Consider the following 22,952-nt stretch of genomic DNA (forward strand, 5'->3'; position numbering starts at 1 on the left):
GCCCTCCTTTGGCCTTTCGGTCAGAAGGGATAGCGAAGGCGTCGCACCGCCGCGTTGATTTGGATCAAGCCAACGTCAGATCAGGGGCCCACCATCTGAATCGTCACCGCTTTCCAGCAACAGCGTCTCAAGGTCAGGAATGCGCACACTCCGGTTGCCATCCAGCTCGATCACACCGTCCTTGCGCAAGCCGGTAAACTGGCGGCTGACTGTCTCGATAGTGAGGCCCAGAAAATTTGCCATCGCCTCGCGGCTGATCGGCAATTCGATACGCGACAGGTCCCCCAGAACCCGTCCATCCGGGTGAACGGTGCGCTTGGCAATGAGCATAAGGAAACTGGCGATCTTCTCACGCGCTGTCTTACGGCCCAGCAAAAGCATCCAGTCGCGAGCGGCGTCCAGTTCATCCAAGGCCATCTCCAGCAGCCGTTCTTGAACATGGGGAATACGGATCAACAACGCCTCAAAGGGCTTACGTTGGAAACAGCACAGCGTGACATCTGTCACAGCCGTAACATCATATTGCAACGTGTCGCGCCCGGGCCGGCCGATGAAGTCTGACGGCAGCAACAAGCCAACCAATTGGGTCCGACCATCTTCGATTGCGCGTTCCAGTGTTGCCGTGCCCGCAACGACTGAAGCCACCACATCCAGCGCGTCCCCTCGCATGGCGATCGTCTGGCCTGCGGCATATGTCTTATAAAACTTGATCTGGTTCAGCTGTTCCAGTTCGTCATCATCGCAACGCGCGCACACGGCGCGGTGACGGATCGGGCAGCTTGCACAGCTCTCCATGACGGGCAGCACCTTGTTCACCGCACCCTCCGTTGATCTGTGTCAATGCGTGGTGCCGACAGATCACTCAGCTTAAGAGCATGAAACACGTATCAGACCTCCGCCGTCATGGGCTTTTTGACGCCAAGGTGCCACGCTTTACCAGCTACCCGCCCGCGAATTGGTTCAGCGATGCTGTCGGTGAGGAATGCGTGCGCACTTGGCAATCCACTGCTCCCGAGGATGCAGAGATTTCCCTTTATGTCCACATTCCCTTTTGCCGCAGACTTTGCTGGTTCTGCGCTTGTCGAACCCAAGGCACGAGAAACGATGCCCCGTTGGCACCGTATGTTGAGCGGATTTTAGCCGAGGCACAGTCGGCCCGTGACAGCTTCGCCAACAGGGTACGTCCAAGGCGCCTGCATCTGGGCGGCGGGACACCAACGATTCTGTCGTCTTCCCTACTGGACCGCCTGTTAACCGGTCTGAACGACATCTGGGAACTTGACCAACTTGAGGAATTTTCCGTCGAGGTGGACCCCACGGATGTTGGCTCAAAGCGGCTGGCGATGCTGAAAAAGCACGGCATGTCACGGGTCAGTCTGGGTATCCAGGATTTTGACCCTCAAGTGCAAAAAGCAATTGGTCGACATCAATCCCGCGACCTCACAGCCAACGTCGTTGAGCAACTCCGTGGTTTGGACATCAACGCGCTGAATTTCGATCTGCTCTATGGTTTGCCCTTCCAGACAGAGAAGACACTGTCGGCAACCCTCGAAGCAGCGCTGGAGATGGATCCCGGGCGGATTGCGCTTTTTGGATATGCCCACGTGCCTTGGATGTCCAAACGCCAATCATTGATCCCCAGTGATGCACTGCCCAAACCTGAACAACGCCTTGCCCTGTTTGACCTGGCCCGCAGGACCCTTCTGGGCCAAGGCTATGTTCAGATCGGCATCGACCACTTCGCACGGCCTGACGATGCGTTGGCGCAAGCCTATTTCGACAAGCGCCTGACACGTTCGTTCCAGGGATACACCGACGACAGGGCGCCCTACCTGATCGGGTTGGGCGCTTCGGCCATTTCAACCTATCCGCAGGGATTTGCGCAGAACATTCCAGTCACCGGCAAATACGCCGCGCAGGTCGAAGCGGGGCAATCCGCTGTTTGGCGTGGTTATGAATTGAGCGACACGGACCACCTGAAAGCCGATCTGGTCGAACAGCTGATGTGCTACCATACGGCAACACTGTCCGACGCGCAGCTGGCAGAGCAAATCATCCTGACCGCCATTCTGCACATTGTCGAACGCTTTGGCGACGCCGTGACCTGGAACGGCAGGACACTCAGCATTGTGCGGTGGGCTCACCCATTGGTTCGGATGATCGCTGGCACTTTGACCACCGATCAGAACGAAAAATCCGATGATCGCACCTACAGCGCTGCAATCTGACGTTTAGTCGAATGTCAGGGTTTGCGGCACGCCTCCTTCGTAGGAGGCTTGCGCCGCGTCGGCCATCACTTGTGCCTTGTATCCATCAACGCCACTTGGATTTGGCGAAGTACCAGCTGTAACGACCTCGACGAAATGCTGCATCTCTGCGGTATATGCGGCTGCGTACCGTTCAAGGAAGAACGGCTCGGTCGGGGCACGGGTGAAGCCCTGCGCGTCGGACACTTCAACGGTCGAGGTCAGAACGTTATCCGCCCGAAGCATCCCTTTTTCTCCATGCACTTCGATCCGCTGGTCATAGCCATAGGTCGCGCGACGGGAATTCGATATCTGGCAAAGCTTGCCCGATGCTGTGCGCAAGCTGACCATCGCAGTGTCCACATCCCCAGCCTGTCCAATTTCTGGATCAACAAGGCACGAACCATGGGCAAAAATCTCCATCGGATCTTCACCCAACATGAAGCGCGCCATATCAAGATCGTGGATCATCATATCGCGGAAGAGACCACCGGATGTCTTGATGTATCCGATGGGTGGCGGCGACGGGTCGCGCGACAGGATGGTCACCATCTCAACTTTCCCGATGCGGCCCTCATCGATTTGCCCTTTGAGGGTCCGGAAATTCGGGTCGAAACGGCGGTTGAAAGCGATGAAGAAAGGCACGCCGTGCTGCTCGACCACAGCAAGACAATCTCGAATGCGCGTCGCGTTCAGGTCGATGGGCTTTTCGCAGAAGATCGCCTTGCCCGCCCGCGCAGCCCCATGGATCAAGTCGTAATGCGTGGTCGTCGGTGTCCCGATCACCACCGCGTCGATATCCGATGCTGCGAGAATGTCTTCGACCCCCATGACCTGAGCGCCGGTTCGCGCAGCAAGCGCATTGGCAGCTTCTGGCGTGGCGTCGGCGACGGCGGCGACTTGGGCACCTTCCAGCCCCATCAGGCTGCGCGCATGGACCTGCCCAATACGGCCACAGCCCAAAAGTGCGATGTTGATCATGGGCTTAGCCTCTCATTGTCTGCAAGACGGTGCGCGTCGCTGCGACCACCGGATCATGCGTATCTTTCAAGATTTGCACACGGTCGAACCGGTCTGGGTCTCTGTTCACGGCATCGCGGAGCGCGTTGCCAAAAGCTTGGCGTAGCTCAGTCCCGATGTTGAACTTACAAATATTGGTTTGGGTCGCGAGCTTGCGGCGCTGTGCGGCGGGCACGCCAGACCCACCGTGAATAACCAAAGGCACATCGGTGACCGCCTGGATGGCCGCGATACGGTCCTCGTCCAAGCCGCCTGATTGATCGGTTTGCAAGTGCACGTTGCCAACCGAAATCGCCATGGCATCCACGCCCGTCTCGCGGGAGAATAGCGCAGCCTCATCCGGATCCGTGCCCGCCGAAGCCTCACCGTTGTCATAGCCGACGAACCCGATCTCACCTTCGCAGGAAATACCCGCCTTGTGTGCCATCTCGGCAATAGCCGCCGTCTCGGCAATGTTCTCGGCCAGCGGCTTGCGCGAGCCATCAAACATGAGCGACGTGAAGCCGCTATCGAGCGCCTCTTTGCACTCGTCGAAGGTGTACCCATGGTCAAGATGCGCCACCACTGGCACGCGTGCACCTTCGGCCAGATGCCGGAACATCTTGCCAAGCACCCGCAGCGGCGTGTGTTCCCGGCAGGACGGTCCCGCCTGGAGGATTATAGGACAATCTTCGGCCTCAGCCGCCGCGACGTAGGCCCGCATGTCTTCCCAGCCCAGCGCGACCAGACCAGCCACAGCGTGGCCTTGGGCCTTGGCCGGGCCCAGCACCTCTGCCAGTGTTGCAAGGGTCATTTGAACTTCGCGATCATGTCCTTGATGCCTGGGATCGTCTCAATCTGGTAGGCATGGGTGGGTTGGAAATACTGCACCAGGCTGCGCTGGCTCAGACCACCGAGGATGGTAAAGTAATACATCTCGTAGCCCGGCAGCACCGCGCAGGGGTGGTATCCGTTGTCGAGGCAGATCGTGGAGCCATCCACGATGTGATAGGCGTCGCCCGCCGTATTGTCGTTCCGTTGCAGCATCTGCACGCCCGAGCCGTGGTTGGGACGGAAGCGGAAGTTGTAGGTCTCGTCGTGGCGCGTCTCAATGATCTCACCGCCTTCGGACCGGTCGGTGTCGTGCTTGTGGCTGGGGAAGCCGGACCAACCACCCTGCCCGACCGTGAACAGTTCGGACACCAGCAGGCGGCCGACCTTGTCATGGTATTTGGTGCCCAGGATATGCTTGATCTTGCGGTGCGTCTTGGTGTCGTCAGAGCCGTATTGCACCAGATCCAGCTCGTCATTGCGAACGGCAAAGGCGTCGAGCACCTTGTCATATCTGGCCCCAGCCACGAAAACCTCAGCCTCGTCCGAAGTGCACACCATCTCGGCCTTGGCCGCTGTGGGCACGTAGACGCCTTCGGGTTCGCCATCCCACACATCTACGCCGCGCCCGCCCAAGGCATCCACCTTGAACCCTTCGACATTCACATCGACGGTGCCGGTCGCGGGCACGATGCATGTCTCGTAGCCGGGTACGGCATATTCAAATGCCTCGCCCTTTTTCAGCTTCACGATGTTGAAGTAGTTGAGAGGGACAGTGGCATCGTCGGCATCCACGATCGGTTTGTTCTGGTTGTCGTAAGGCGCGATATGCATCGGCGTGCCTCCTTTTACGTTGGTGTCGGACCGGGATGGTTGGTCAGGAAATCATCAAGCAGGTCGGGGGTGGGCATCGCGGGCGCGCAACCCGGTTGCGAGACGGTGATTGAGGCGCAAGCCGACCCACGAAGGATTGCAGTTCTCAGATCGCGCCCATCGGCCATTCCGGTCATGAGACCCGCCATGAACGCGTCCCCTGCACCGTTTGGTTTGACCGCCGTAACCGGGTAGATGCCAGTGGCAATCTCTTCACCGCCCGCATAGGTGACAGCCCCGTTCTCACCCATCTTGTAGATCACGATTTCAGCAGTCGTCTCTGACAAGGCTCTGGCCTTGGCCAGTCCCTTGTCCATGCCGCCCGCCATGAATCCAAACTCTTCGTCATTGCCCACAATCATGTCCGAGGCTTCGGCTGCGCGGCTGAGAACATCGGCCGCGACCTCTGCTGAGGGCCAAGAGTACGGGCGGTAGTCAACGTCGAAGATGATCGGCAAGCCTGCCGTCTTGGCCAGGTCAAAGGCGCGGAAGGTGGCGGTCCGCGACGGCTCAGCCGCAAACACAGTTCCCGCAGTGATCAGTGCACCAAACTTGGAGTAGTCCACTGCTTCAACATCTTGCATGGTCATTTGAAAATCAGCCGCGCCGTTGCGGTAGATGACGTTCCGGTGCCCCTCCAGCACGCTTTCATAGAAAGCCAGCGAGTTGCGGAACTCTCCACCCACACGCTGCACATGATCCGTGTTCACGCCGTAGTGCTGCAAGCGGTTCACACAGTAGCTGCCCACCGAGTCGTCTGACACGGATGTCACCAGAGCCGCCTTGCCCCCCAGCTTGCAGATGCCTGCGCCGATATTCGCCGCCGACCCCCCAAGATCCACGGTCAGGCGTTCCGCATCCTCGGCGCGCACACCAACATCTGTGAAGAAATCGATCCCTGCCCGGCCCACGATGACAAAGTCATTGGTCTTTATGCCCTCCAGAAGTCTGCTCATTTAATGCCCTCGGCATTCACGGCGTCCGCTTCGTCCAGGATTTCGGGGTACTTGTAATTGAAACCCAGAAGCTGCCGCATCTCGGGGCTGGCTGCATCAAGGAAGGATTGTGGCAGAGCCCTCGGCATATCCTCCAGCGGTTTGACAAATTTCGGGATGTAATTGATCAGCAATGCGTTGCGGTCGTGATCGGCGTTGTTTGGCATGGCACAATGCCACGCCGCGCCAAAAAAGATCACTGTGTCCCCGGGCTCGCCCGTCATGCGAGCGCAGTTGTCGTAGAAATGGTCGCGATCCTCTGCCGTGGGATAGCGCATGTCTTTTTGCGACCCGGGCAGATAGGCGGTCGCGCCGCTTTCCTCGGTGAAGGGATCAAGCGCGATGGTCACCTGTGCGTTCATGGGAAAACTGGCGTTCAGGCCCATCGGATGCGTGTCGGGTTGGTGAAAATCCCAATAGGGAAAGTCAATATGGGGCTCTTGCCCCGGCCCACCCGGTAACAGGCGGTTCGCCGCAATCGACCCCATGATGAACTCTGACCCCAACCAGCGACGCAGCACCGCCATGATGACAGGGTGCGTGGCCATGTCCGAGAATACCTCGCCCTTGGCCAGCAGGTTCCAGACACGGCGCTGCAGGTTGGCGCGGCCCTCCTCCATCGCCGCACCTTGGAAGTGAGTGACCTTCTCACCCTCTCCTTCCGAATGCGCCATGATGCGCGCCCGCGCATCGGCGATCTGCTCAGGCAAGAACAGACCTTTGATGCGCACCGCGCCGGAACCATTCAGCAACTCTTCGCAAATCGCAACGGGATCAGCCGTTTCAGCCGTGAAGCTTTGCATCACACGCCCCTCCGCTGTTTCGGACGTGACGATTCCCAATCTTCATGGGCGGCAGCAACCTTTTCATTGTCCGTCACATGCGGCGTGCCCACTTCCCACCAGGTATGGCCCTCGGTGGTCCATCCCTCATAGGCGTCGACCTTCATGCAAATGACGTAAGTCTTGTCGCTGGCCTTGGCCCGCTTGAACGCCTCGCCCAGTTCAGCAGGGTTTTCAACTGTCTCGGCCGATGCTCCCATGCTGGCAGCATGTGCTTCGAAGTCGACGGCAAAGGCTTGCGGGATCGTCGGCGCATCACTCAGCAGGTTGTTGAAGCTCTCGTTGCCGGTGTTGTTCTGCAGCTTGTTGATGACCGCAAAGCCACCATTGTCGAGGACCAGCACAATCATCTTCTTCCGCGAAAGAACCGACGAATAGATGTCCGAGTTCATCAGCAGGTATGACCCATCCCCAACAAAGGTGATCACATCCTGATCTGGCTCTCTCTCGGCCTGCGCAATCCGCGCGCCCCATGCCCCCGCAATCTCATAGCCCATACAGGAAAAGCCGAACTCCACATCCACGGTCCCGATGTCCAGGGTGCGCCAGTTGGCGGTCACTTCAGCAGGAAGCCCGCCCGCTGCTGCGACAACCCGGTCGCGCAGATCACAGGTGGCATTCACAACGCCAATCGCCTGCGCGTAGGAACTGGGACGGTTCCCATGAGCTACGTTGTCCGCGACATAGGCGACCCATTTGCTACGCTCACCCTTGGCAAAGTCGACCCAACCGGATGGCGTCGTGTAACCCATCATCGCCGCACCCAGTGCATCAAGCCCCAGCTTGGCATCTCCTACAACGGGCAACGACCGATGTTTGCCCGCGTCATGCCGGCCGGCATTCAGACCGATGATTTGGGCATCAGGTGCAAAGGCGGTCCAGGACCCGGTTGTGAAGTCCTGCAACCGGCAGCCGACCGAGAGGATCACATCTGCTTTTTCGGCCACTGCATTGGCGCTGTCCGATCCCGTCACGCCAATGGGCCCGCAATTCAATGGATGCGTGTCGATCATGTTGGCACGGCCCGCGATAGTTTCGACCACAGGGATGTTATGTGCCTCCGCAAAGGATGTCAGGTCGTCCACGGCCCGCGAATACTGCACGCCGCCGCCCGCGATGATCACGGGCCGCTTGGCTGCTTTCAGTGCCGCAGCGGCATCCGCCACCTCTGCCACATCGGGGAACTGGCGCCGGATGCGGTGCACCTTCTTCTCAAACATCTCCACCGGGTAGTTGTAGGCCCAGCCCTGCACGTCCTGCGGCAAGCCAAGGAATGCCGGGCCGCAATCGGCAGGGTCCAGTATCGTGGCAATCGCGTTGGGCAGAGATTGGATGATCTGCGCCGGATGCGTGATGCGATCCCAGTATCGTGTGACAGCCTTGAACGCATCATTCACACCAAAGGTAGGATCACCGAAATGCTCAAGCTGCTGCAGAACCGGATCCGGCAAGCGGGTGATAAACGTATCTCCGCAGAGCATCAGCATCGGAAGCCGGTTGGCATGAGCCAGGGCCGAGGCCGTAAGCAGGTTCGCCGTGCCAGGTCCGGCAGAGGCGGTGCAGAACATAAACCGCTGGCGCAACCACGTCTTGGCATAGCCTGCCGCCGCAGAATCCCATGCTCTGCTCGTTCTGCCCGCGATACAGTGGCAGCACGTCCTTGTGGTCATAGAGCGCCTCGCCAAGGCACGTCACGTTGCCATGGCCAAAGATGCCAAAGCCACCACCACAAAGGCGCCATTCCTGCCCGTCGATCTCGATGTACTGTGCCGCAAGATAGCGGATGATCGCCTGCGCTGTCGTTAGACGCACCGTGTCGCTGCCCGCCATTCTATCCTCCCATGGCTGCGCGATTTCATTTATCGACGATTCTGTATTGACCCGTCTGTCGCAATGACGATACCGGTATTGCAACCGGTTGCAAACACTTTTTGGAGGGGCCCGGATGGCAGAGATCGGGATTGGCATTGTCGGCGGAGGCTATATGGGCAAGGCCCACGCGGTGGCGTTTGGCGCTGTAGCCGCAGTGTTCGACACCGCCTTGCGTCCAAGACTGGAAATGGTCTGCGCCACATCGCAAGCGTCCGCTGAGGAGTACCGCGCGACCTATGGCTTCGCGCGCGCGACGGATGATTGGCGCGTGTTGGTCGATGATCCGAAAGTCGATGCCATCGTTATCGCTTCGCCTCAAGACACGCACCGCGACATTGCACTTGCAGCCTTTGCAGCGGGCAAGCCTGTTCTGTGCGAAAAACCGTTAGCTGAGACACCCGATCATGCACGCGAGATGGTCGCTGCCGCCAAGGCGGCGGGCGTCGCCAACATGGTGGGCTTCAACTACGCCAAGACGCCGGCGACACAATATGCTCGCAAACTGGTGGCCGAGGGACGCATCGGGCAGGTCACGTCCTTTCGCGGCGAGATGACCGAGGACTTCTTTGCTGATCCGAATGATCCCGGCACGTGGCGGGCGCAGGGTGACGCCAATGGCTGCATGGGCGATCTGGCCCCCCACCCCATCAATTGCGCGCAGGCGCTCATGGGCCCGATTGAGGCGCTCTTTGCGCGGGTCGAAACTGTGCATCCCGAGCGGGGTGGCGTGCAGGTCACCAATGAAGATCAGGCCTACCTGACCCTACGCTTTGCCTCCGGCATCAACGGCAGCCTCTTCATCAGCCGCGTGGCGACGGGGCGCAAGATGGGCTACGCCTATGACATCTACGGCACGGGCGGTGCCATTCGCTTCGATGGCGAGGACCAGAACGCGCTCTGGCTCTACACCGCGGACGGACCAGAGGCCGAGCGCGGCTTTCGCAAGATCCTGACAGGTCCCGCCCATCCCGACTACCTGCCCTTCTGTCAGGGCCCCGGTCACGGCACTGGCTATCAGGACCAGATCATCATCGAAGCCAAGGACTTTCTGACGGCCATCCATACGGGCGATCCCGTCTGGCCCACATTCGAAGAAGGTCTGCGGGTCAATCAAGTTGTGGCTGCGGCCCTTGCGTCCTCTCGGAAAGAGGCCTGGGTCAACGTGGCGGATTTCTGAACAAAGGCAAACACCATGATCAAGATCGGCAATGCCCCCTGTTCCTGGGGCGTGGAATTTGCGGACGACCCGCGCAACCCCGCATGGCGCAAGGTGCTGCAGGAGAACGCGGATGCGGGCTATACCGGCATCGAACTGGGGCCCGTAGGCTTCATGCCAGAAAACCCTGCCACCTTGGGCGACGCGCTTGAGGAGTTCGGGCAGGAACTGGTGGGCGGTGTTGTCTTCCGTCCCTTCCATGATCCGGATGCGTGGGATGACGTCATGGACGGCGCGGTGCGCACCTGCAAAGCGCTCAAGGCCCATGGCGCGCAGCATCTGGTGTTGATCGACAGCATCTCGGACCGCCGTGCCCCCACCGCGGGGCGCGCGGATGAGGCCGAGCAGATGGACAAGGCGGAGTGGACCGCCTTCCGTGACCGCATCGCGACCGTCGCCAAGATGGGATCAGAAGAGTACGGCCTAACCGTTGGTATGCACGCCCATGCCGCAGGCTTCATCGACTTTGAGCCCGAATTGGAACGCCTGCTAGACGAGGTTGATGAGAGCATCCTGAAAATCTGCTTTGACACCGGGCACCACTCCTATGCGGGCTTTGACCCGGTGGCCTTCATGAAACGTCATATCGACCGCATCAGCTACATGCATTTCAAGGACATCGACCCGAAGGTGAAGGCCGACGTCATCACCAAACGCACCGGCTTTTATGACGCCTGCGGTCAGGGCATTTTCTGCAATTTAGGCGACGGGGATGTGGACTTCCCTGCGGTTAGGCAAGCGCTTTTGGACAACGGGTTCGACGGCTGGTGCACGGTTGAACAGGATTGCGACCCGACAGGCGACACGTCACCAATCGACGACGCGAAACTGAACCGCGCCTATCTGCAATCCATCGGATTTGAAGGAGCCTGAGCCATGGCAAAGCTGCAATGGGGCATGATCGGCGGTGGTGAAGGCAGCCAGATCGGACCGGCTCACCGGCTCGGAGCCGGGCTGGACGGGCTTTTCGACTTTACCGCGGGCGCGCTCGATCACCGGCCTGAAGAAGGACGTGATTACGGCAAGCGTCTGGGCTTGGGCGACCGCGCCTACGGCTCGTGGCAAGAGATGTTGGAAGGCGAGCAAAAGCGCGACGACCGCATCGACCTTGTCACCGTCGCCACGCCCAACGCCACCCACTACGAGATCACCAAAGCCTTCCTCGAAGGCGGTTTCCACGTGCTCTGCGAAAAGCCGATGACCATGACCGTCGAGGAAGGGCAAGAGATCGTCGAAATCGCCCAGAAAACCGGCAACATCTGCGCCGTGAACTACGGCTACACCGGCTACTCCCTAGTCCGGCACATGCGGGCCATGATTGCACGCGGCGACATCGGCAAGGTGCGGCTGGTGGTTGCTGAATTCGCTCATGGTCACCATGCTGACGCGACGGACGCGGACAACCCCCGCGTCCGATGGCGCTATGACCCGGCACAGGCGGGGGTGTCCGCGCAGTTTGCCGATTGCGGCATCCATGCGCTGCACATGGCCTCCTTCGTCACGGGGCAAGAAGTCGAGAAACTGAGCGCCGATACGGTGTCCTGCATCGACGTGCGCACGCTGGAAGATGACGCCATGGTCAACTTCCGCATGGACGGCGGGGCCGTTGGACGGCTTTGGACCTCCTCCGTGGCCATCGGGCGCCAGCATGGGTTAGGCATTCAAGTCTTTGGGGAAACAGGCGGTCTGAGGTGGAGCCAGGAGCAACCGAACCAGCTTTACTATATGCCGCTGAATGAACGCCTGCGGGTGATCGAACGGGGCGAGGCGAACCTGTCACCAGAGGCAGATCGCACAACCCGTGTCACCATCGGCCATGCCGAGGGAATGCCGCTTGCGTTTGCCAATATCTATACCGATCTGGCCGAAGCAATCTGCGCACGCAAAGAGGGTCGGTTGATGGACCCGGCAGCGAACCTTTACCCGCGGGCTGAGGACGGGCTGCGGTCAATGGCTGCCGTGTTCGCGGTGGCTGAAAGTGGCAAGCAGGACGGCGCGTGGCTGGATGCGCGGCCACCGATGTTTCGATAGGCTGAACAGTCGGCATGCGGTTACCCCTGGGGTGACCGCAACACATTGCCTACCAAAGTGAATTTGTCTCCACCTCAAAGAGGAAGCCTTGCCAGACCCAGCGCAGGCGATGCTTGGGCTCATGGAGAGATGCCTTAGCGGCGTAGCTTGTCTTTTGCCCGGTGATAAAGGTTCCGGTTAGCATCAACGAACTGTCTGATGAAGGGCGCAAACAAACGTCTTTCACGCCCCTTGAGGTAAAAATACCCGCTGACGGCGCCGATGATCGCCCCAATGCCATTTACAATAAGATCGCCCATCGTGTCGTCGAGGCCACTTTTCTGCATGTTGAGACCAAAGATCGAGTCCATCGCATACTCGAAAATCTCCCACAGACTGCCGACCGTCACGGCAAGGCAGAAGGACAGAAACGCGATGGCGACCGGTGGCGCAGCATAGCGATCACCTTCGAACAACATGAAAATGAACAAGAAACCAATCAAACCGAACCCGATGGCCGAGGACCCATGCAGAGCAAGGTCCCACCACCAGACACGCTCATAGAAGCCAAACGCCTCACCCATGAAGATGGAACCACTGATGAAGAGTGTCGTGGCAATCAGAAAGGGAAAAGGCACGGTAATGGAGTATCGGGAAGCCAGAAAAAGTGGTGCCATACAGAGCCCAAGCGTCAACAGAGCGACAAATGCCAGTTCCCAAAAGCCAACGACAACAGCAACAAGAGACGCCGCAAGCAGGACACCCCATAGGATCAACAAGATAGGGTTTTGGTTTCTGAGCCGGTCCATAGGCCTATTCTTTTTCAAATATCACTACATACGTAAGCACCATGGCCGAGCTTAGCATCCCCCAAACACTGCGTTTTGCCAGTTATAATATTCGCAAGGCGCGCGGACTGGATGGCCAACGAAATCCGGGCCGTATCCTGGACGTTCTGAACGAGCTGGGCGCTGACGTCATAGCCTTGCAGGAAGCTGACAGAAGGCTGGGCGATAGACCCGCAGCGTTGCCGTGCCGCATGATCGAGACAGACACCGACTTTGAGGTTCTGCCAACTGCGCAAAACGACGTCAGCCTAGGCTGGCACGGGAATGCCATTCTCTTGCGCAAGGGGATTGAGGCGGCTGGTGTAAAACGGATCGACCTGCCCGGGCTCGAGCCGCGTGGTGCGGTCTATTTTGAAGTTGATCTCGGCCCCTTGTCGGTTGCCGTCATGGGTGCCCATCTGGGCCTCATGCGTCGGCACCGGCGGCTTCAACTCGAGAGATTGGCCACGCAAGTTCAGGATGTCGATGACGCGATTATCCTGGGTGACTTCAACGAATGGTCCGCCCGGAGGGGGCTAGAACCGTTGACGCCGAAATTTACCGTTCTAAGCCCCGGCCAGTCTTTTCACGCAGCACGTCCGGTCGCTGCGTTGGATCGCATCGCGCATTCCAGCGCCATCAAGGTAGCCGACGCGGGTGTCGACCAAGGGAAACTGGCAAAGCTCGCGTCAGATCATCTGCCCATCTGGGCGGATCTAATGCTGCCAAGGCCGTCGTTGTCCGCGAAGGCCTGACCGGGTAAGCGGCTTTGTACCCGACGCAATCGGCCAGACAGCCACTTCATCGGATCGTTCGCTCAGTCAGGTCAAGACCGGGCGCAAGGTGCCGCGCTCAACCACATGGCAATCGAAGGTCAGGGATTGTGCCACGGTTTCCGCGCCATCCAGCATCGCTTCTACCAGATCGACAGAAGTGCGAACGATGTCGTCAATCGGGTTGTGAATCGTCGTGAGGTCAATCAACTCCCAAGCGGCCATTTCCATGTTGTTGAGGCCGAGGATACCAACGTCACCCGGAACGGACAGCCCAGCATCTTTGATCGCCGACAATGCGCCGATGGACAACACGTCGTCGCCACAGAAGTATGCCTCGGCTGGCCCCATGGAGAGAAGGCGCGCCATCTCATCCCTGCCCGCACTAAACGAGTAGGCAGCAGCATAGCTGACCGAAAGCGACATCTCGGGGTGGCGCCCGAGCTCCTCGACAAACCCGGTGTGGCGGTCGCGGGTTGAAGTGGCGCTGAGCGGTCCGGCCAAAAACCCGACCCGCCTGTAACCGCGCTTGATCAACTCTCGCGCGGCGATCCGACCTGCCTCAATGTTGTCGATGCCAAGCACGTTGATCTTCGGCGCGTCCGTGAGGCGGCCAAAGGAATGAACCACGCGCATGCCCGCTTCGTGAAAGCTTTCAGCAAAGCTGACGGGCAGCGTAGAGGACGCCACGATCACCGCATCCACAGAGTATTGCTGAAGAAGGCGGACAGAGTTCGACGGGTCGGTTTCGTCCGAAAGATTGACCAACAAAGGTCGCAGGCCGCGCTTCTGCAACTCGCGCGTGACGAGATCGAACACTTCCAAGAAGATCGGGTTGTGGAAGTTGTTGGAGATCACGCCGACCAGCTTGGTCCGGCCCGTTGTGAGGGATGAGGCCAGCGCATTGGGACTATAGCCCAACTCAGCCGCAGCCTTTTCAACCTTTTCCCGCGTTTTGCCACTGATCGACGCGCCAGGTGTGAAACAGCGGGACACAGCAGAGCGAGAAACACCTGCCCGTTGGGCCACATCCTTAAGCGTTACAGCCACAGATCAGACCCTCGTACCGACTTGGTCGCCGTCCGGGCCGCACCCAAGGTCGCACACCTCTTCAGGCCGCGTCCTCGTATCCTTCCTGCGTCTTGGCACCGGTGATGTAGGCGACCACGTCTTGGCCATCAGTGTCTTCCTTGCGTAGGTTCGCGCAAATGCGTCCGCGCCGGAAAACCACGATCCGGTCCACCAAGTCAAACACCTGCCGCATGTTATGGCTAACAAGAATCAACGGTTCGCCCGCTTCTTTCAGCGTTCGGATGATATTTTCAACCTGCGCCGTTTCCTGCACGCCCAGCGCCGCAGTTGGTTCATCCATGATGGTGAGCCTCGAGTGGAAGGTGGCCGTCCGTGCAATCGCTACGCATTGCCGCTGTCCACCAGACATATTGCGGATGGTGTTGCGGATATTGGGGATTTTCACGGCCGTCTTTTCAAGCCCATCCATAGTGGCTTGCCGCATCGCTTTGTAGTCGAGCAGGCGAAAAGGTCCCAGCCAATCCAATTTGGTCTTTTCGCGACCCAGGAACAGATTGTCGGGTACGTCGAGGTCGTCCGCCAGGGCAAGCGTTTGGAACACTGTTTCAATGCCTGCCTTACGGGCATCAAGTGGGCCGTCGAATTGTACCGGTTCGCCGTAGAACAGAATATCACCCCGCGTGCGTTGTTCTACCCCGGTGATCTGGCGGACAAAGGTAGACTTGCCCGCTCCGTTGTCGCCCATGATCGCCACGTGCTCCCCCTTTTTCAGGGTGAAGTTCGCGTCGTTGAGTGCGTGCACCCCACCATAGTGTTTGGTAAGACCCCGCGTTTCGAGAACTATGTCGTCGTTCATGGTGCTTCCCCTCAACTTCGCGATGCCGCGCGTTCCTGCCGGACCTTGTCCAGCACGACCGCGCCAATGATGATCCCACCCATTGCCATCAACTGGTAGAAGGCGTCGAGCTTGATGTAAGTGAACCCTGACTGGATGACCCCGAACACCATGGCGCCCAGCACGGTGCCGATGATGGACCCACGCCCGCCCGTCAGGCTAACGCCGCCGATCACAGCCATGGCAATGGCGTAGAGTTCGTAGAAAATGCCCATGCCAGACTGCGCCGTCAGGTTCTTTGAACTCAGCACGATGGCAGCAAAGGCCGCAAGCATCGAAGCGATCATATAGACCATCACCTTGTGCCGTTTGACGTTGATGCCCGACATCCGAGCGGCATCCTCATTCGAGCCTATGGCGTAGGTGTGTTTGCCGTAGACGGTGTATTTCAGGATGAAATGGAACAGTATGGCCAATGCAATAAACAGATACACCGGCATCATACCCTTGCCGATCAGTGCGTAGCTCTCGGTGGGGAAAGACACCGGCTGCCCGCGTGTCCAAGCCTGTGCGATGCCACGGCAGATTAGGAACATACCCAGTGTCGCGATAAAGGGCGGGATGCGGGTGTACGCGATCAGACTGCCGTTTATGGCCCCGATAAAGGCCCCGAAACTGAGCCCGACAATCAATGGGATGATAAGCGGCAAGTCAAAGGCCCAGTCGCCAAACACCGCCTTGGGATTTGGACCGCCATTGACCAACTCTGTCTGTGCAAAGGACATCACGATCATAGCCGTTGCCCCGACAAGGGGGCCGGAGCTGAGGTCGATGCCGCCTGAGATGATCACTTGCGTCACCCCCAACGCGATGATCCCGATGATCGCAACTTGAAGAATGATGATGCGCAGCCGCGCTTCGTTGAAAATACTGTCGAAGCGGTCACGTGTATCGAACAGAAAGCTTTGCCCGTTCATGTAGGGCAGCAACTGGCCCGCCGCCTCGAACGCGAAGATGATCAGGATCAGCGCAAAAAAGATATTGAGTTCGTTCGGCCAGGCGCGCTTTCTGGCGTCAAATGTCAGCCCGCCGGTGCCCTGCGTTGCGTCGGCCATGGATGCCTCCAGTTTGAGCGGTCCGTCGGGCCGCTTCTTTTGTCAGGGTAAGTCTGTCAGGCGGCACATGAGCACCGCCTGACCTGTTCACTAGCTTAGTTCAGGAAATCGGACACGTTGTCCGGAGTAACCAGCTTGAAGGGGATGAAGACTGTTTTATCAACATCGTCTCCAGCCGCCAGTTTGATGGCCGTATCGATCGAGCCTGCGCCCTGACCAGCAAGATCTTGGAACACCGTTACGTCCATATCACCCGCCTGCATCGAAACCAGGGCGTCTGGGGTGGCGTCCACCCCGCCCACTTCAACGTCGTCCATCGAGATGCCCGAGGCCTTCATCGCCTGGATCGCGCCAATCGCCATTTCATCGTTGTTGGCGAAAACAGCGTCAAACGGCTCGCCCGAGGAAATCCAGTTGGTCATCAAGTCTTGCGCCTGGTCGCGCGACCAGTTGGCGGTTTGCTTGTCGATAAGGGTGATGAAGTTGCACATGTCCATACCCAGAACGTCCTCTACGTCCTTGGAACGCTGAACGGCGGCCTGGTTCGAAAGCTGGCCCATCAGCATGTATGCTGTTGCACCACCTGACTTACCTGCTGCGCGCAGGTTCTTGCAGATTTCAAAGGCCTTCAGCGTACCGGATTCGATCTCGTTCGACGCCACAAAAGCCTGGCCTTCGGGCAACGTGTCCATGTTAACGGGCTGACGGTTCACATAGACCATCGGCACACCTGCGGCTGCAGCGGCTTGGCTCATCGCCTCGGTCGCGTTGGTGTCGACCGCATTCACGATGATCGCATCCACGCCTGACGCAATGAAGTTGTTGATCTGATCAAGTTGGCGCGCAACGTCGTCCTGCGCGTCTTCCATGATCAGTTCAACACCGTCCAGCGTTTCAATATGATCGGTCATACCATTGCGCATAATCGTAAGGCCGTTATCGTCAAAACGGGCCACCGACACGCCAATGGTTTCGGCCATCGCCGTGCCACCCATCAGCATCGCCAGCGCGCCTACTGTCACAAATTTCTTCATGGTTTCCTCCCAAGTTGCGTGTCCGGATCACGCCATTTTTGCCGGACCGCCGACCGAAAACCGTCTCTCCTCGGACTGAGTCCCCGGCTGGCAACGACCGCGATGATAGGCGAGTCGCTGCATTTTGCAACCGGTTGCATTCAAAATTTGGATGAAGGGCAATCCCCGCAAATACGAGGCTAACCGCAACTGGTGGCAAGGATGCGGCTGATTTCTTTCAATGAACGCCCCGATTGGTCCACCCAGGCGTTCATTGCTTCCTGAACCGCCTTCATCGCCGATTTTGAGGTCGGCGGCTTGTCAATCACGCCTTCAGCGATCAAGCGCGCAGTGACATCGCGCGACAGAATGTAACCGTCCACGCCCATAAATCGGAGAAAGTATTGCCCTGTTGTTCCGCCCAGCCGCGATCCTTCTTTCTTGAGGAGATCCAAAAGGCCTGCAAAATCGTCTGAAGGCCAGTGGCCGACCATTTTGCCAAAGTTGCCATGGATCGTGGCTTGTTCCTGAACAAAGACAGCGTTCTGCTGTACAGACCGGATTTTTTGCGGGTAACGAATAATGGCTGTGTTTGCACAAAGCTCATCAAACCAATCCTCGCTCATCATGGCGCAGCGTCCCACATCGAAACCATAAAAAGCCTCTTCGAAGCCGGGCCACATACGCTCCACGACCTTCCAGTTGAACCCTGCCTGAAAAATGGAGCGTGTCATTTCGGCAAGCCAACGGTGATCAGGGATCTCCGATAGAACATCCGGTTCAACCGGCGGCTCAGAACCGGCAAACACAATATCTTCACTGCCTTTGCGATCTGCGCTGATGGCAAGAATGTCGTCCAGGGTGCGCATAAACCATCTCCTTTTTCATTGTGCAGCCTAAAGATAAACGCCGGTGTAAATTGCCGGGTAGACGTAATTCCGCTTTGGGGTGGTGCGCAAATGAATGCACTAGGCACACACCGCAGCCAGGCAGTTTGCGCGCGCAAAGTTTTTTTCTATCGTTCATCTGACGCGAGTCCGACGCATTGTCTGGCAGGGCGTAGGACGGAGTGCGAAATGGGCGAACGCAAGATAAGGAACATGGAAGAGTTCGCCTCGGTCAGCGGCATCTCTCGTCCGACTGTGTCCAAGTACTTCAACGACCCGACCAGCGTACGCGCATCCACGCGTGCACGGATTGAGGCGGCCATCGAACAATACGATTATCGCCCGAACATCTACGCGATGAACCAGAACCGGCAGTTGACCAAGAATATTGGCATTGTTGTGCCATACCTTGCCGACCCGTTCTTTGGCGAGATCGTTCGTGTCATCGAAATGCGGTGTATCGAAGCTGGGTTTTCTCCCTCTCTTTTCAGCTCACACGGTGAGCCGGAGCAAGAAAAGGATATTCTGGATACGCTGCGGTCTCTCAAACCTGCTGGCGTGTTATTGGCACCTCTCGGGCGACTATCGGACAAATCCGCGATCGAAACCTTTTGCCGCGATGTTCCTACGGTCTTGTTTGACAGCAACATTGATGGGATGGGCGAAGCATTTGTAGGGTCCGACAACTACAGCTTCGTTTCGCAAACCGTGGAATATCTAAGCCGAACAGGCGAACCGCCGTGCTTTTTTGAAATGAAGCACCCGGCCAACCCGAACGCAAACAAACGCCGTCGTGCCTATCTGGATATGATGGAACGACTGCAACTGGAGCCACATGTGATGCAGGTGGATGGTTCCGGCTGGGCGTTTGAAGAGATCGGACGCAAAGGGGCACATGATATTCTCAACAGGCAAGCACTGCCCACCAACACGGTTCTGTGCAGCAATGATCGTCTGGCCATCGGATTTCTGTCGGCCTGTTTCGAGATCGGTTACAAGGTCGGACGCAGCACCGATGACGACCTGCGCGTTGCGTCGCACGACGATCATCCGTTCTCACGTTACACCTGTCCGTCCCTTACGACAGCAGCGCATGATTACGGCAGCGTGTCGGGCCATGCGGTAGAGACATTGTTCCGTCTGATCGAATCAGGAGGACGGTTCCAAAGCCGGGAAGAAACGCTGTTCTCGGCGCGCTTGATCATGCGGGACTCTGCCTAAAGCCTTGGTTTCCAGCGCTTTGACTGAAATCTTTACGCGCGTAAAAAATAAATTGACGTGGCGATAAGTCTGCGGATAGCGTTTGCTGTGTAACATCCAATAATAGGGAGGAGTCGGATGTACTTGAAGAACGCACTGCGTGCGGCGACAGCATTGTCGCTTGTCACGGCAACGGGCGCACTGGCAGACGGCCATGCAAAGTCGCTCACCATCGCGATCGTGAACAACGGTCACATGATTAACATGCAGAAAGTTGCGGAAGCCTACACCGAAGAAACGGGCGTCGCACTTGAATGGGTTTCGCTGGAAGAGAGCGTGCTGCGCGAGCAGGTCACATCCGACACAGCAACCGGTGGCGGCCAGTACGACATCATCAACATCGGCATGCAAGAAGCACCAATCTGGGGTCAGGCCGGCTGGATCGAGCCGTTGGACTTCAGCGACGCATACGATGTCGACGACATCTTGCCCGCAATGCGCGAAGGCCTGAGCTACGACGGGCAGCTCTATGCCGCACCGTTCTATGGCGAAAGCTCGATGGTGATGTACCGCAAGGACCTGGCCGATGCGGCTGGCGTCACGATTGCGGACAACGACAGCTGGGAAAACTTGAAAGCTGCCGCTGCTGCGATGCACGACCCCGACAATGGCATCTACGGTGCATGTTTGCGCGGCAAGCCGGGTTGGGGCGATAACGCCGCCTTTATCACGACTGTTGCCAACTCGTTCGGCGCGCGCTGGTTCGACGCAGACTACAAACCGCAGCTCGACTCGCCCGAGTGGAACGCGGCTGTCAGCTTCTATGTTGACCTGCTCAGCAACTACGGCCCTCCCGGTTCGGAAGGCAACTCGTTCAACGAAATCCTCGCCCTCTATAACGAAGACAAGTGTGGCCTGTGGATCGACGCGACAATCGCGGCTTCTTTCCTAGAGAACCCGAATGTCGCTTATGCACAATCGCCAAATGCCGGTAACCCGGTTGGTGCGAATTGGCTGTGGGCATGGGCGATGGCTGTACCCGCCGGAACTGAAAATGCAGAAGAGGCAAAAGCCTTCATCGAGTGGGCTACATCCAAAGACTACGTGAAGGCCGTTGGCACCCACCCAGACTTCGGCTGGGACAAGGTTCCGACAGGTCAGCGCGCATCGACCTACGAGATCCCTGAATTCCAGGCCGTGGCGAAGTTTGCAGCAGCCGAGATGGCCGCAATCGACTCCGCCGCCCCCGGTGCAACCGATCTGAAGCCCTACGTTGGCGTCCAGTTCGTTGCGATCCCGGAATTCCCGGAAATCGGTAGCGCCTTTGGCCAAGAAATGTCGGCCGCACTGTCGGGCGCCAAGTCGGTCGAAGACGCATTGGCCGCGGCACAAGAAGTCGCAGACTCAGTCATGCGCGAAGCAGGTTACTACTAGGTCTTCCCAGACTTAGTGGGGGGCCCGCCCAACCGGGCCCCCCAGCCAACCCGGCCTATGGTCCATCGGGGTTACTCAAGCCCCACAATCGCCTAGGCTGGCACTCGTAAATCGCAATCAACATCCAACAGCATCGCTCAACACGCGCGATGCTAGGGACTAGGGTTATGTCTGACAGAAAGCTTCCCCGCCTCCTTCAAACACCGGCTGTCGTGCTGTTGTTGATCTGGATGCTGGTTCCCCTGAGCTTAACGCTCTACTTCTCTTTCATCCGCTACGTTCTGAACAACCTGCGTCGGCCGGAGTGGACCACACCAAGCTTCAGCAACTGGCGTGGCTTCGGTAACTACGAATTTGTTCTGAATTCCAAGGACTTCCTGTTTGCAATTCAGAACAGCCTGCTGATCGTCGGAAGTATCTTGTTCCTGACCGTCATCCTGGGCGTGCTCATCGCCGTCATGATCAATCGGGCTTTTCCTGGCCAAGGGATTGTACGGGTTCTGCTGATCTCGCCCTTCTTTGTAATGCCCGCCGTGAATGCCGTTTTGTGGATCAACATGATCCTTGATCCGGTACTGGGTTTGCAAGGTCTTGCCGTGAACGGCATCAATGACCTGATCGCGTCATTGCAAGGGGCACCGGGTATCGGTTGGTTCTTCTCACTCTGGCCTGACGTTGCACCCATCTCTTTCCGGGCCACTCAGACATCGGCCTACGCTGTCATCATCATGGTGACGTGGCAGTGGACACCCTTTGCGGTCCTGATCTTCATGACCTCACTGCAATCCGAAGATCAGCAGCAGAAGGAGGCCGCAGTTCTTGATGGCGCTGGCGCGCTCTCTCAGTTTCGCTTTCTCACCTTGCCCCACCTTGCGCGACCCATCGCCATCGTGGTGATGATCCAAGCAATTTTCCATCTGTCGCTTTACGCCGAGATCGAGATCGTAAGCCGCGGCAACGGCAACAAGAACCTGCCCTATCTGATTGGCGAGTTCGCCAACAACAACATCGGTGCGGCCAGCGCTACCGGTATCTTTGCCGTCATCCTTGCCAACATTGTTGCCATCTTCCTGCTGCGGATGATCGGCAAGACATTGATGGAGTAACTCCCATGGCCATTGTTGCAACCAGCACCAAATTCAGCATCTATGGACGGCCCGTTCTGGCCTGGATCGTGGGTCTGATCTTCTTCTTCCCGATCTTCTGGCTGGTACTCACAAGCTTCAAGACGGACGCGGACGCGGTGAAGCCTGAATTCCTGATCTTCTTCACGCCAACGCTCGATAACTATCTAAACATGACAGAGAACTATGACTATTGGCGCTTTGCGACCAACTCGGTCATTACATCGGTCTTTGCTACAGTCTTTGCACTGGCCGTCGGCATTCCCTGTGCCTATGCCATGGCGTTCAATCCATCGCGGGCAACCAAAGACGTCCTGATGTGGATGCTGTCGACCAAGATGCTACCCGCCGCCGCGGTGCTGTATCCAATGACGTTCCTGACCAAGAGCTTGGGCCTGTTTGACACGCACTTCATGGTGATCGTTGTGCTGATGTTGATCAACCTGCCCATCGTGGTCTGGATGCTGTTCACCTACTTCAAGGAAATTCCTAAGGACATCATTGAAGCAGGCCAGATGGATGGTGTGAATACCTGGGGTGAGGTCAAGGAAATCCTGATCCCACTGGCTTGGGGTGGCATCGCCTCGACCGCGCTGCTTTGTTTCATCTTCTGCTGGAACGAAGCGTACTGGACGGTTCGCCTGACGACGACCGAGGCTGCCACCCTGTCCAAACTCATCGAAGGCAACCGCGCACCCGAAGGTCTGTTCTTTGGCCGGTTGTCTGCCGTATCCGCCGCCGCAGTTGGCCCGATCATTGTGCTGGGCTGGTTCTGTCAAAAACAACTGGTCCAAGGGCTCACCTTTGGCGCCGTGAAATAGGAACGCC

General features: G+C 58.1%; 21 protein-coding genes and 1 pseudogene. 9 read left to right on the plus strand and 13 right to left on the minus strand.

The window, feature by feature from the left end; genetic code table 11:
* Window positions 1-75: 75 nt before the first annotated feature.
* On the minus strand, window positions 76-795 hold the full coding sequence (gene fnrL / locus ACZ1HN_RS20065; protein ID WP_299202531.1) for a transcriptional regulator FnrL: 720 nt from the start codon (window positions 793-795) through the stop codon (window positions 76-78).
* An 80-nt stretch (window positions 796-875) separates the two neighbouring features.
* Here fnrL and hemN point away from each other — a divergent pair, with 80 nt between their 5' ends.
* Window positions 876-2,228, plus strand: a complete 1,353-nt coding sequence (hemN, locus tag ACZ1HN_RS20070; RefSeq protein WP_472728780.1) for an oxygen-independent coproporphyrinogen III oxidase — start codon at window positions 876-878, stop codon at window positions 2,226-2,228.
* A 3-nt stretch (window positions 2,229-2,231) separates the two neighbouring features.
* Here hemN and iolG read toward each other — a convergent pair whose 3' ends face one another.
* From iolG to iolD, 6 genes and pseudogenes are all read right to left on the minus strand, one after another.
* Entirely contained in the window at window positions 2,232-3,227 is a 996-nt protein-coding gene (gene iolG, locus ACZ1HN_RS20075; RefSeq protein ID WP_472728781.1) for an inositol 2-dehydrogenase, read from the minus strand.
* A gap of 4 nt (window positions 3,228-3,231) precedes the next feature.
* Entirely contained in the window at window positions 3,232-4,059 is an 828-nt protein-coding gene (locus ACZ1HN_RS20080) for a class II fructose-bisphosphate aldolase (protein ID WP_472728782.1), read from the minus strand.
* Window positions 4,056-4,910 carry a 5-deoxy-glucuronate isomerase gene (locus ACZ1HN_RS20085; protein WP_472728783.1) on the minus strand — a complete coding sequence of 285 codons (855 nt, stop codon included), beginning with the start codon at window positions 4,908-4,910 and terminating at the stop codon, window positions 4,056-4,058. The genes ACZ1HN_RS20080 and ACZ1HN_RS20085 overlap by 4 nt, the downstream gene beginning before the upstream one ends.
* A gap of 14 nt (window positions 4,911-4,924) precedes the next feature.
* A complete protein-coding gene (iolC, locus tag ACZ1HN_RS20090; RefSeq protein ID WP_472728784.1) occupies window positions 4,925-5,905 on the minus strand; it encodes a 5-dehydro-2-deoxygluconokinase in 981 nt (326 codons plus the stop codon).
* Window positions 5,902-6,747, minus strand: coding sequence for a phytanoyl-CoA dioxygenase family protein (locus ACZ1HN_RS20095; protein WP_472728785.1), 846 nt, complete (start codon window positions 6,745-6,747; stop codon window positions 5,902-5,904). Before ACZ1HN_RS20095 ends, iolC begins: the two co-directional genes overlap by 4 nt.
* Window positions 6,747-8,616, minus strand: a pseudogene (gene iolD, locus ACZ1HN_RS20100) (3D-(3,5/4)-trihydroxycyclohexane-1,2-dione acylhydrolase (decyclizing)). Before iolD ends, ACZ1HN_RS20095 begins: the two are co-directional and overlap by 1 nt.
* A gap of 115 nt (window positions 8,617-8,731) precedes the next feature.
* Here iolD and ACZ1HN_RS20105 point away from each other — a divergent pair.
* Genes ACZ1HN_RS20105 through ACZ1HN_RS20115 form a run of 3 tightly spaced genes read left to right on the plus strand, consistent with a single transcriptional unit; the run spans window position 8,732 to window position 11,905 of the window.
* Window positions 8,732-9,835: a Gfo/Idh/MocA family protein gene (locus ACZ1HN_RS20105; protein ID WP_472728786.1), complete on the plus strand. Its 1,104-nt coding sequence runs from the start codon at window positions 8,732-8,734 to the stop codon at window positions 9,833-9,835.
* Window positions 9,836-9,850: 15 nt separating this feature from the next.
* Complete coding sequence (locus ACZ1HN_RS20110; protein ID WP_472728787.1) at window positions 9,851-10,747, plus strand: TIM barrel protein; 897 nt, start codon at window positions 9,851-9,853, stop codon at window positions 10,745-10,747.
* Between the two features lie 3 nt (window positions 10,748-10,750).
* Window positions 10,751-11,905, plus strand: a complete 1,155-nt coding sequence (locus ACZ1HN_RS20115; RefSeq protein ID WP_472728788.1) for a Gfo/Idh/MocA family protein — start codon at window positions 10,751-10,753, stop codon at window positions 11,903-11,905.
* Between the two features lie 134 nt (window positions 11,906-12,039).
* Here ACZ1HN_RS20115 and ACZ1HN_RS20120 read toward each other — a convergent pair whose 3' ends face one another.
* Window positions 12,040-12,693: a DUF2238 domain-containing protein gene (locus ACZ1HN_RS20120; RefSeq protein WP_472728789.1), complete on the minus strand. Its 654-nt coding sequence runs from the start codon at window positions 12,691-12,693 to the stop codon at window positions 12,040-12,042.
* A gap of 41 nt (window positions 12,694-12,734) precedes the next feature.
* On the opposite strand from ACZ1HN_RS20120, the gene ACZ1HN_RS20125 reads away from it, so the two are divergent.
* Window positions 12,735-13,466 (plus strand): endonuclease/exonuclease/phosphatase family protein, encoded by a 732-nt coding sequence (locus ACZ1HN_RS20125; RefSeq protein ID WP_472728790.1) that lies wholly within the window; start codon window positions 12,735-12,737, stop codon window positions 13,464-13,466.
* A gap of 66 nt (window positions 13,467-13,532) precedes the next feature.
* Here ACZ1HN_RS20125 and ACZ1HN_RS20130 read toward each other — a convergent pair whose 3' ends face one another.
* The 5 genes from ACZ1HN_RS20130 to ACZ1HN_RS20150 all read right to left on the minus strand — a co-directional run bounded on the left by ACZ1HN_RS20130 (window position 13,533) and on the right by ACZ1HN_RS20150 (window position 18,348).
* Complete coding sequence (locus ACZ1HN_RS20130) at window positions 13,533-14,534, minus strand: LacI family DNA-binding transcriptional regulator (protein WP_472728791.1); 1,002 nt, start codon at window positions 14,532-14,534, stop codon at window positions 13,533-13,535.
* 61 nt (window positions 14,535-14,595) lie between these two features.
* On the minus strand, window positions 14,596-15,372 hold the full coding sequence (locus ACZ1HN_RS20135) for an ATP-binding cassette domain-containing protein (protein ID WP_472728792.1): 777 nt from the start codon (window positions 15,370-15,372) through the stop codon (window positions 14,596-14,598).
* An 11-nt stretch (window positions 15,373-15,383) separates the two neighbouring features.
* A complete protein-coding gene (locus ACZ1HN_RS20140; protein ID WP_299201619.1) occupies window positions 15,384-16,466 on the minus strand; it encodes an ABC transporter permease in 1,083 nt (360 codons plus the stop codon).
* A 95-nt stretch (window positions 16,467-16,561) separates the two neighbouring features.
* A complete protein-coding gene (locus ACZ1HN_RS20145) occupies window positions 16,562-17,500 on the minus strand; it encodes a sugar ABC transporter substrate-binding protein (RefSeq protein ID WP_299599389.1) in 939 nt (312 codons plus the stop codon).
* 179 nt (window positions 17,501-17,679) lie between these two features.
* Window positions 17,680-18,348, minus strand: a complete 669-nt coding sequence (locus ACZ1HN_RS20150) for a DNA-3-methyladenine glycosylase I (protein ID WP_472728793.1) — start codon at window positions 18,346-18,348, stop codon at window positions 17,680-17,682.
* Between the two features lie 207 nt (window positions 18,349-18,555).
* Here ACZ1HN_RS20150 and ACZ1HN_RS20155 point away from each other — a divergent pair, with 207 nt between their 5' ends.
* The 4 genes from ACZ1HN_RS20155 to ACZ1HN_RS20170 all read left to right on the plus strand — a co-directional run bounded on the left by ACZ1HN_RS20155 (window position 18,556) and on the right by ACZ1HN_RS20170 (window position 22,945).
* Complete coding sequence (locus tag ACZ1HN_RS20155; protein WP_472728794.1) at window positions 18,556-19,587, plus strand: LacI family DNA-binding transcriptional regulator; 1,032 nt, start codon at window positions 18,556-18,558, stop codon at window positions 19,585-19,587.
* 117 nt (window positions 19,588-19,704) lie between these two features.
* Window positions 19,705-21,000, plus strand: coding sequence for an ABC transporter substrate-binding protein (locus ACZ1HN_RS20160; RefSeq protein WP_472728795.1), 1,296 nt, complete (start codon window positions 19,705-19,707; stop codon window positions 20,998-21,000).
* A 167-nt stretch (window positions 21,001-21,167) separates the two neighbouring features.
* Window positions 21,168-22,106, plus strand: coding sequence for a carbohydrate ABC transporter permease (locus ACZ1HN_RS20165; protein ID WP_299599396.1), 939 nt, complete (start codon window positions 21,168-21,170; stop codon window positions 22,104-22,106).
* Between the two features lie 5 nt (window positions 22,107-22,111).
* Window positions 22,112-22,945: a carbohydrate ABC transporter permease gene (locus ACZ1HN_RS20170; RefSeq protein ID WP_299201601.1), complete on the plus strand. Its 834-nt coding sequence runs from the start codon at window positions 22,112-22,114 to the stop codon at window positions 22,943-22,945.
* Window positions 22,946-22,952: the final 7 nt, after the last annotated feature.

The sequence above is a fragment of the Tateyamaria sp. GN1-10 genome (genome assembly GCF_055693845.1).

Coding starts and splice junctions, on each gene's coding strand:
- fnrL (WP_299202531.1), bottom strand. CDS start 795: ATGGAGAGCTGTGCAAGCTGCCCGATCCGTCACCGCGCCGTGTGCGCG.
- hemN (WP_472728780.1), top strand. CDS start 876: ATGAAACACGTATCAGACCTCCGCCGTCATGGGCTTTTTGACGCCAAG.
- iolG (WP_472728781.1), bottom strand. CDS start 3,227: ATGATCAACATCGCACTTTTGGGCTGTGGCCGTATTGGGCAGGTCCAT.
- ACZ1HN_RS20080 (WP_472728782.1), bottom strand. CDS start 4,059: ATGACCCTTGCAACACTGGCAGAGGTGCTGGGCCCGGCCAAGGCCCAA.
- ACZ1HN_RS20085 (WP_472728783.1), bottom strand. CDS start 4,910: ATGCATATCGCGCCTTACGACAACCAGAACAAACCGATCGTGGATGCC.
- iolC (WP_472728784.1), bottom strand. CDS start 5,905: ATGAGCAGACTTCTGGAGGGCATAAAGACCAATGACTTTGTCATCGTG.
- ACZ1HN_RS20095 (WP_472728785.1), bottom strand. CDS start 6,747: ATGCAAAGCTTCACGGCTGAAACGGCTGATCCCGTTGCGATTTGCGAA.
- ACZ1HN_RS20105 (WP_472728786.1), top strand. CDS start 8,732: ATGGCAGAGATCGGGATTGGCATTGTCGGCGGAGGCTATATGGGCAAG.
- ACZ1HN_RS20110 (WP_472728787.1), top strand. CDS start 9,851: ATGATCAAGATCGGCAATGCCCCCTGTTCCTGGGGCGTGGAATTTGCG.
- ACZ1HN_RS20115 (WP_472728788.1), top strand. CDS start 10,751: ATGGCAAAGCTGCAATGGGGCATGATCGGCGGTGGTGAAGGCAGCCAG.
- ACZ1HN_RS20120 (WP_472728789.1), bottom strand. CDS start 12,693: ATGGACCGGCTCAGAAACCAAAACCCTATCTTGTTGATCCTATGGGGT.
- ACZ1HN_RS20125 (WP_472728790.1), top strand. CDS start 12,735: ATGGCCGAGCTTAGCATCCCCCAAACACTGCGTTTTGCCAGTTATAAT.
- ACZ1HN_RS20135 (WP_472728792.1), bottom strand. CDS start 15,372: ATGAACGACGACATAGTTCTCGAAACGCGGGGTCTTACCAAACACTAT.
- ACZ1HN_RS20140 (WP_299201619.1), bottom strand. CDS start 16,466: ATGGCCGACGCAACGCAGGGCACCGGCGGGCTGACATTTGACGCCAGA.
- ACZ1HN_RS20145 (WP_299599389.1), bottom strand. CDS start 17,500: ATGAAGAAATTTGTGACAGTAGGCGCGCTGGCGATGCTGATGGGTGGC.
- ACZ1HN_RS20150 (WP_472728793.1), bottom strand. CDS start 18,348: ATGCGCACCCTGGACGACATTCTTGCCATCAGCGCAGATCGCAAAGGC.
- ACZ1HN_RS20155 (WP_472728794.1), top strand. CDS start 18,556: ATGGGCGAACGCAAGATAAGGAACATGGAAGAGTTCGCCTCGGTCAGC.
- ACZ1HN_RS20160 (WP_472728795.1), top strand. CDS start 19,705: ATGTACTTGAAGAACGCACTGCGTGCGGCGACAGCATTGTCGCTTGTC.
- ACZ1HN_RS20165 (WP_299599396.1), top strand. CDS start 21,168: ATGTCTGACAGAAAGCTTCCCCGCCTCCTTCAAACACCGGCTGTCGTG.
- ACZ1HN_RS20170 (WP_299201601.1), top strand. CDS start 22,112: ATGGCCATTGTTGCAACCAGCACCAAATTCAGCATCTATGGACGGCCC.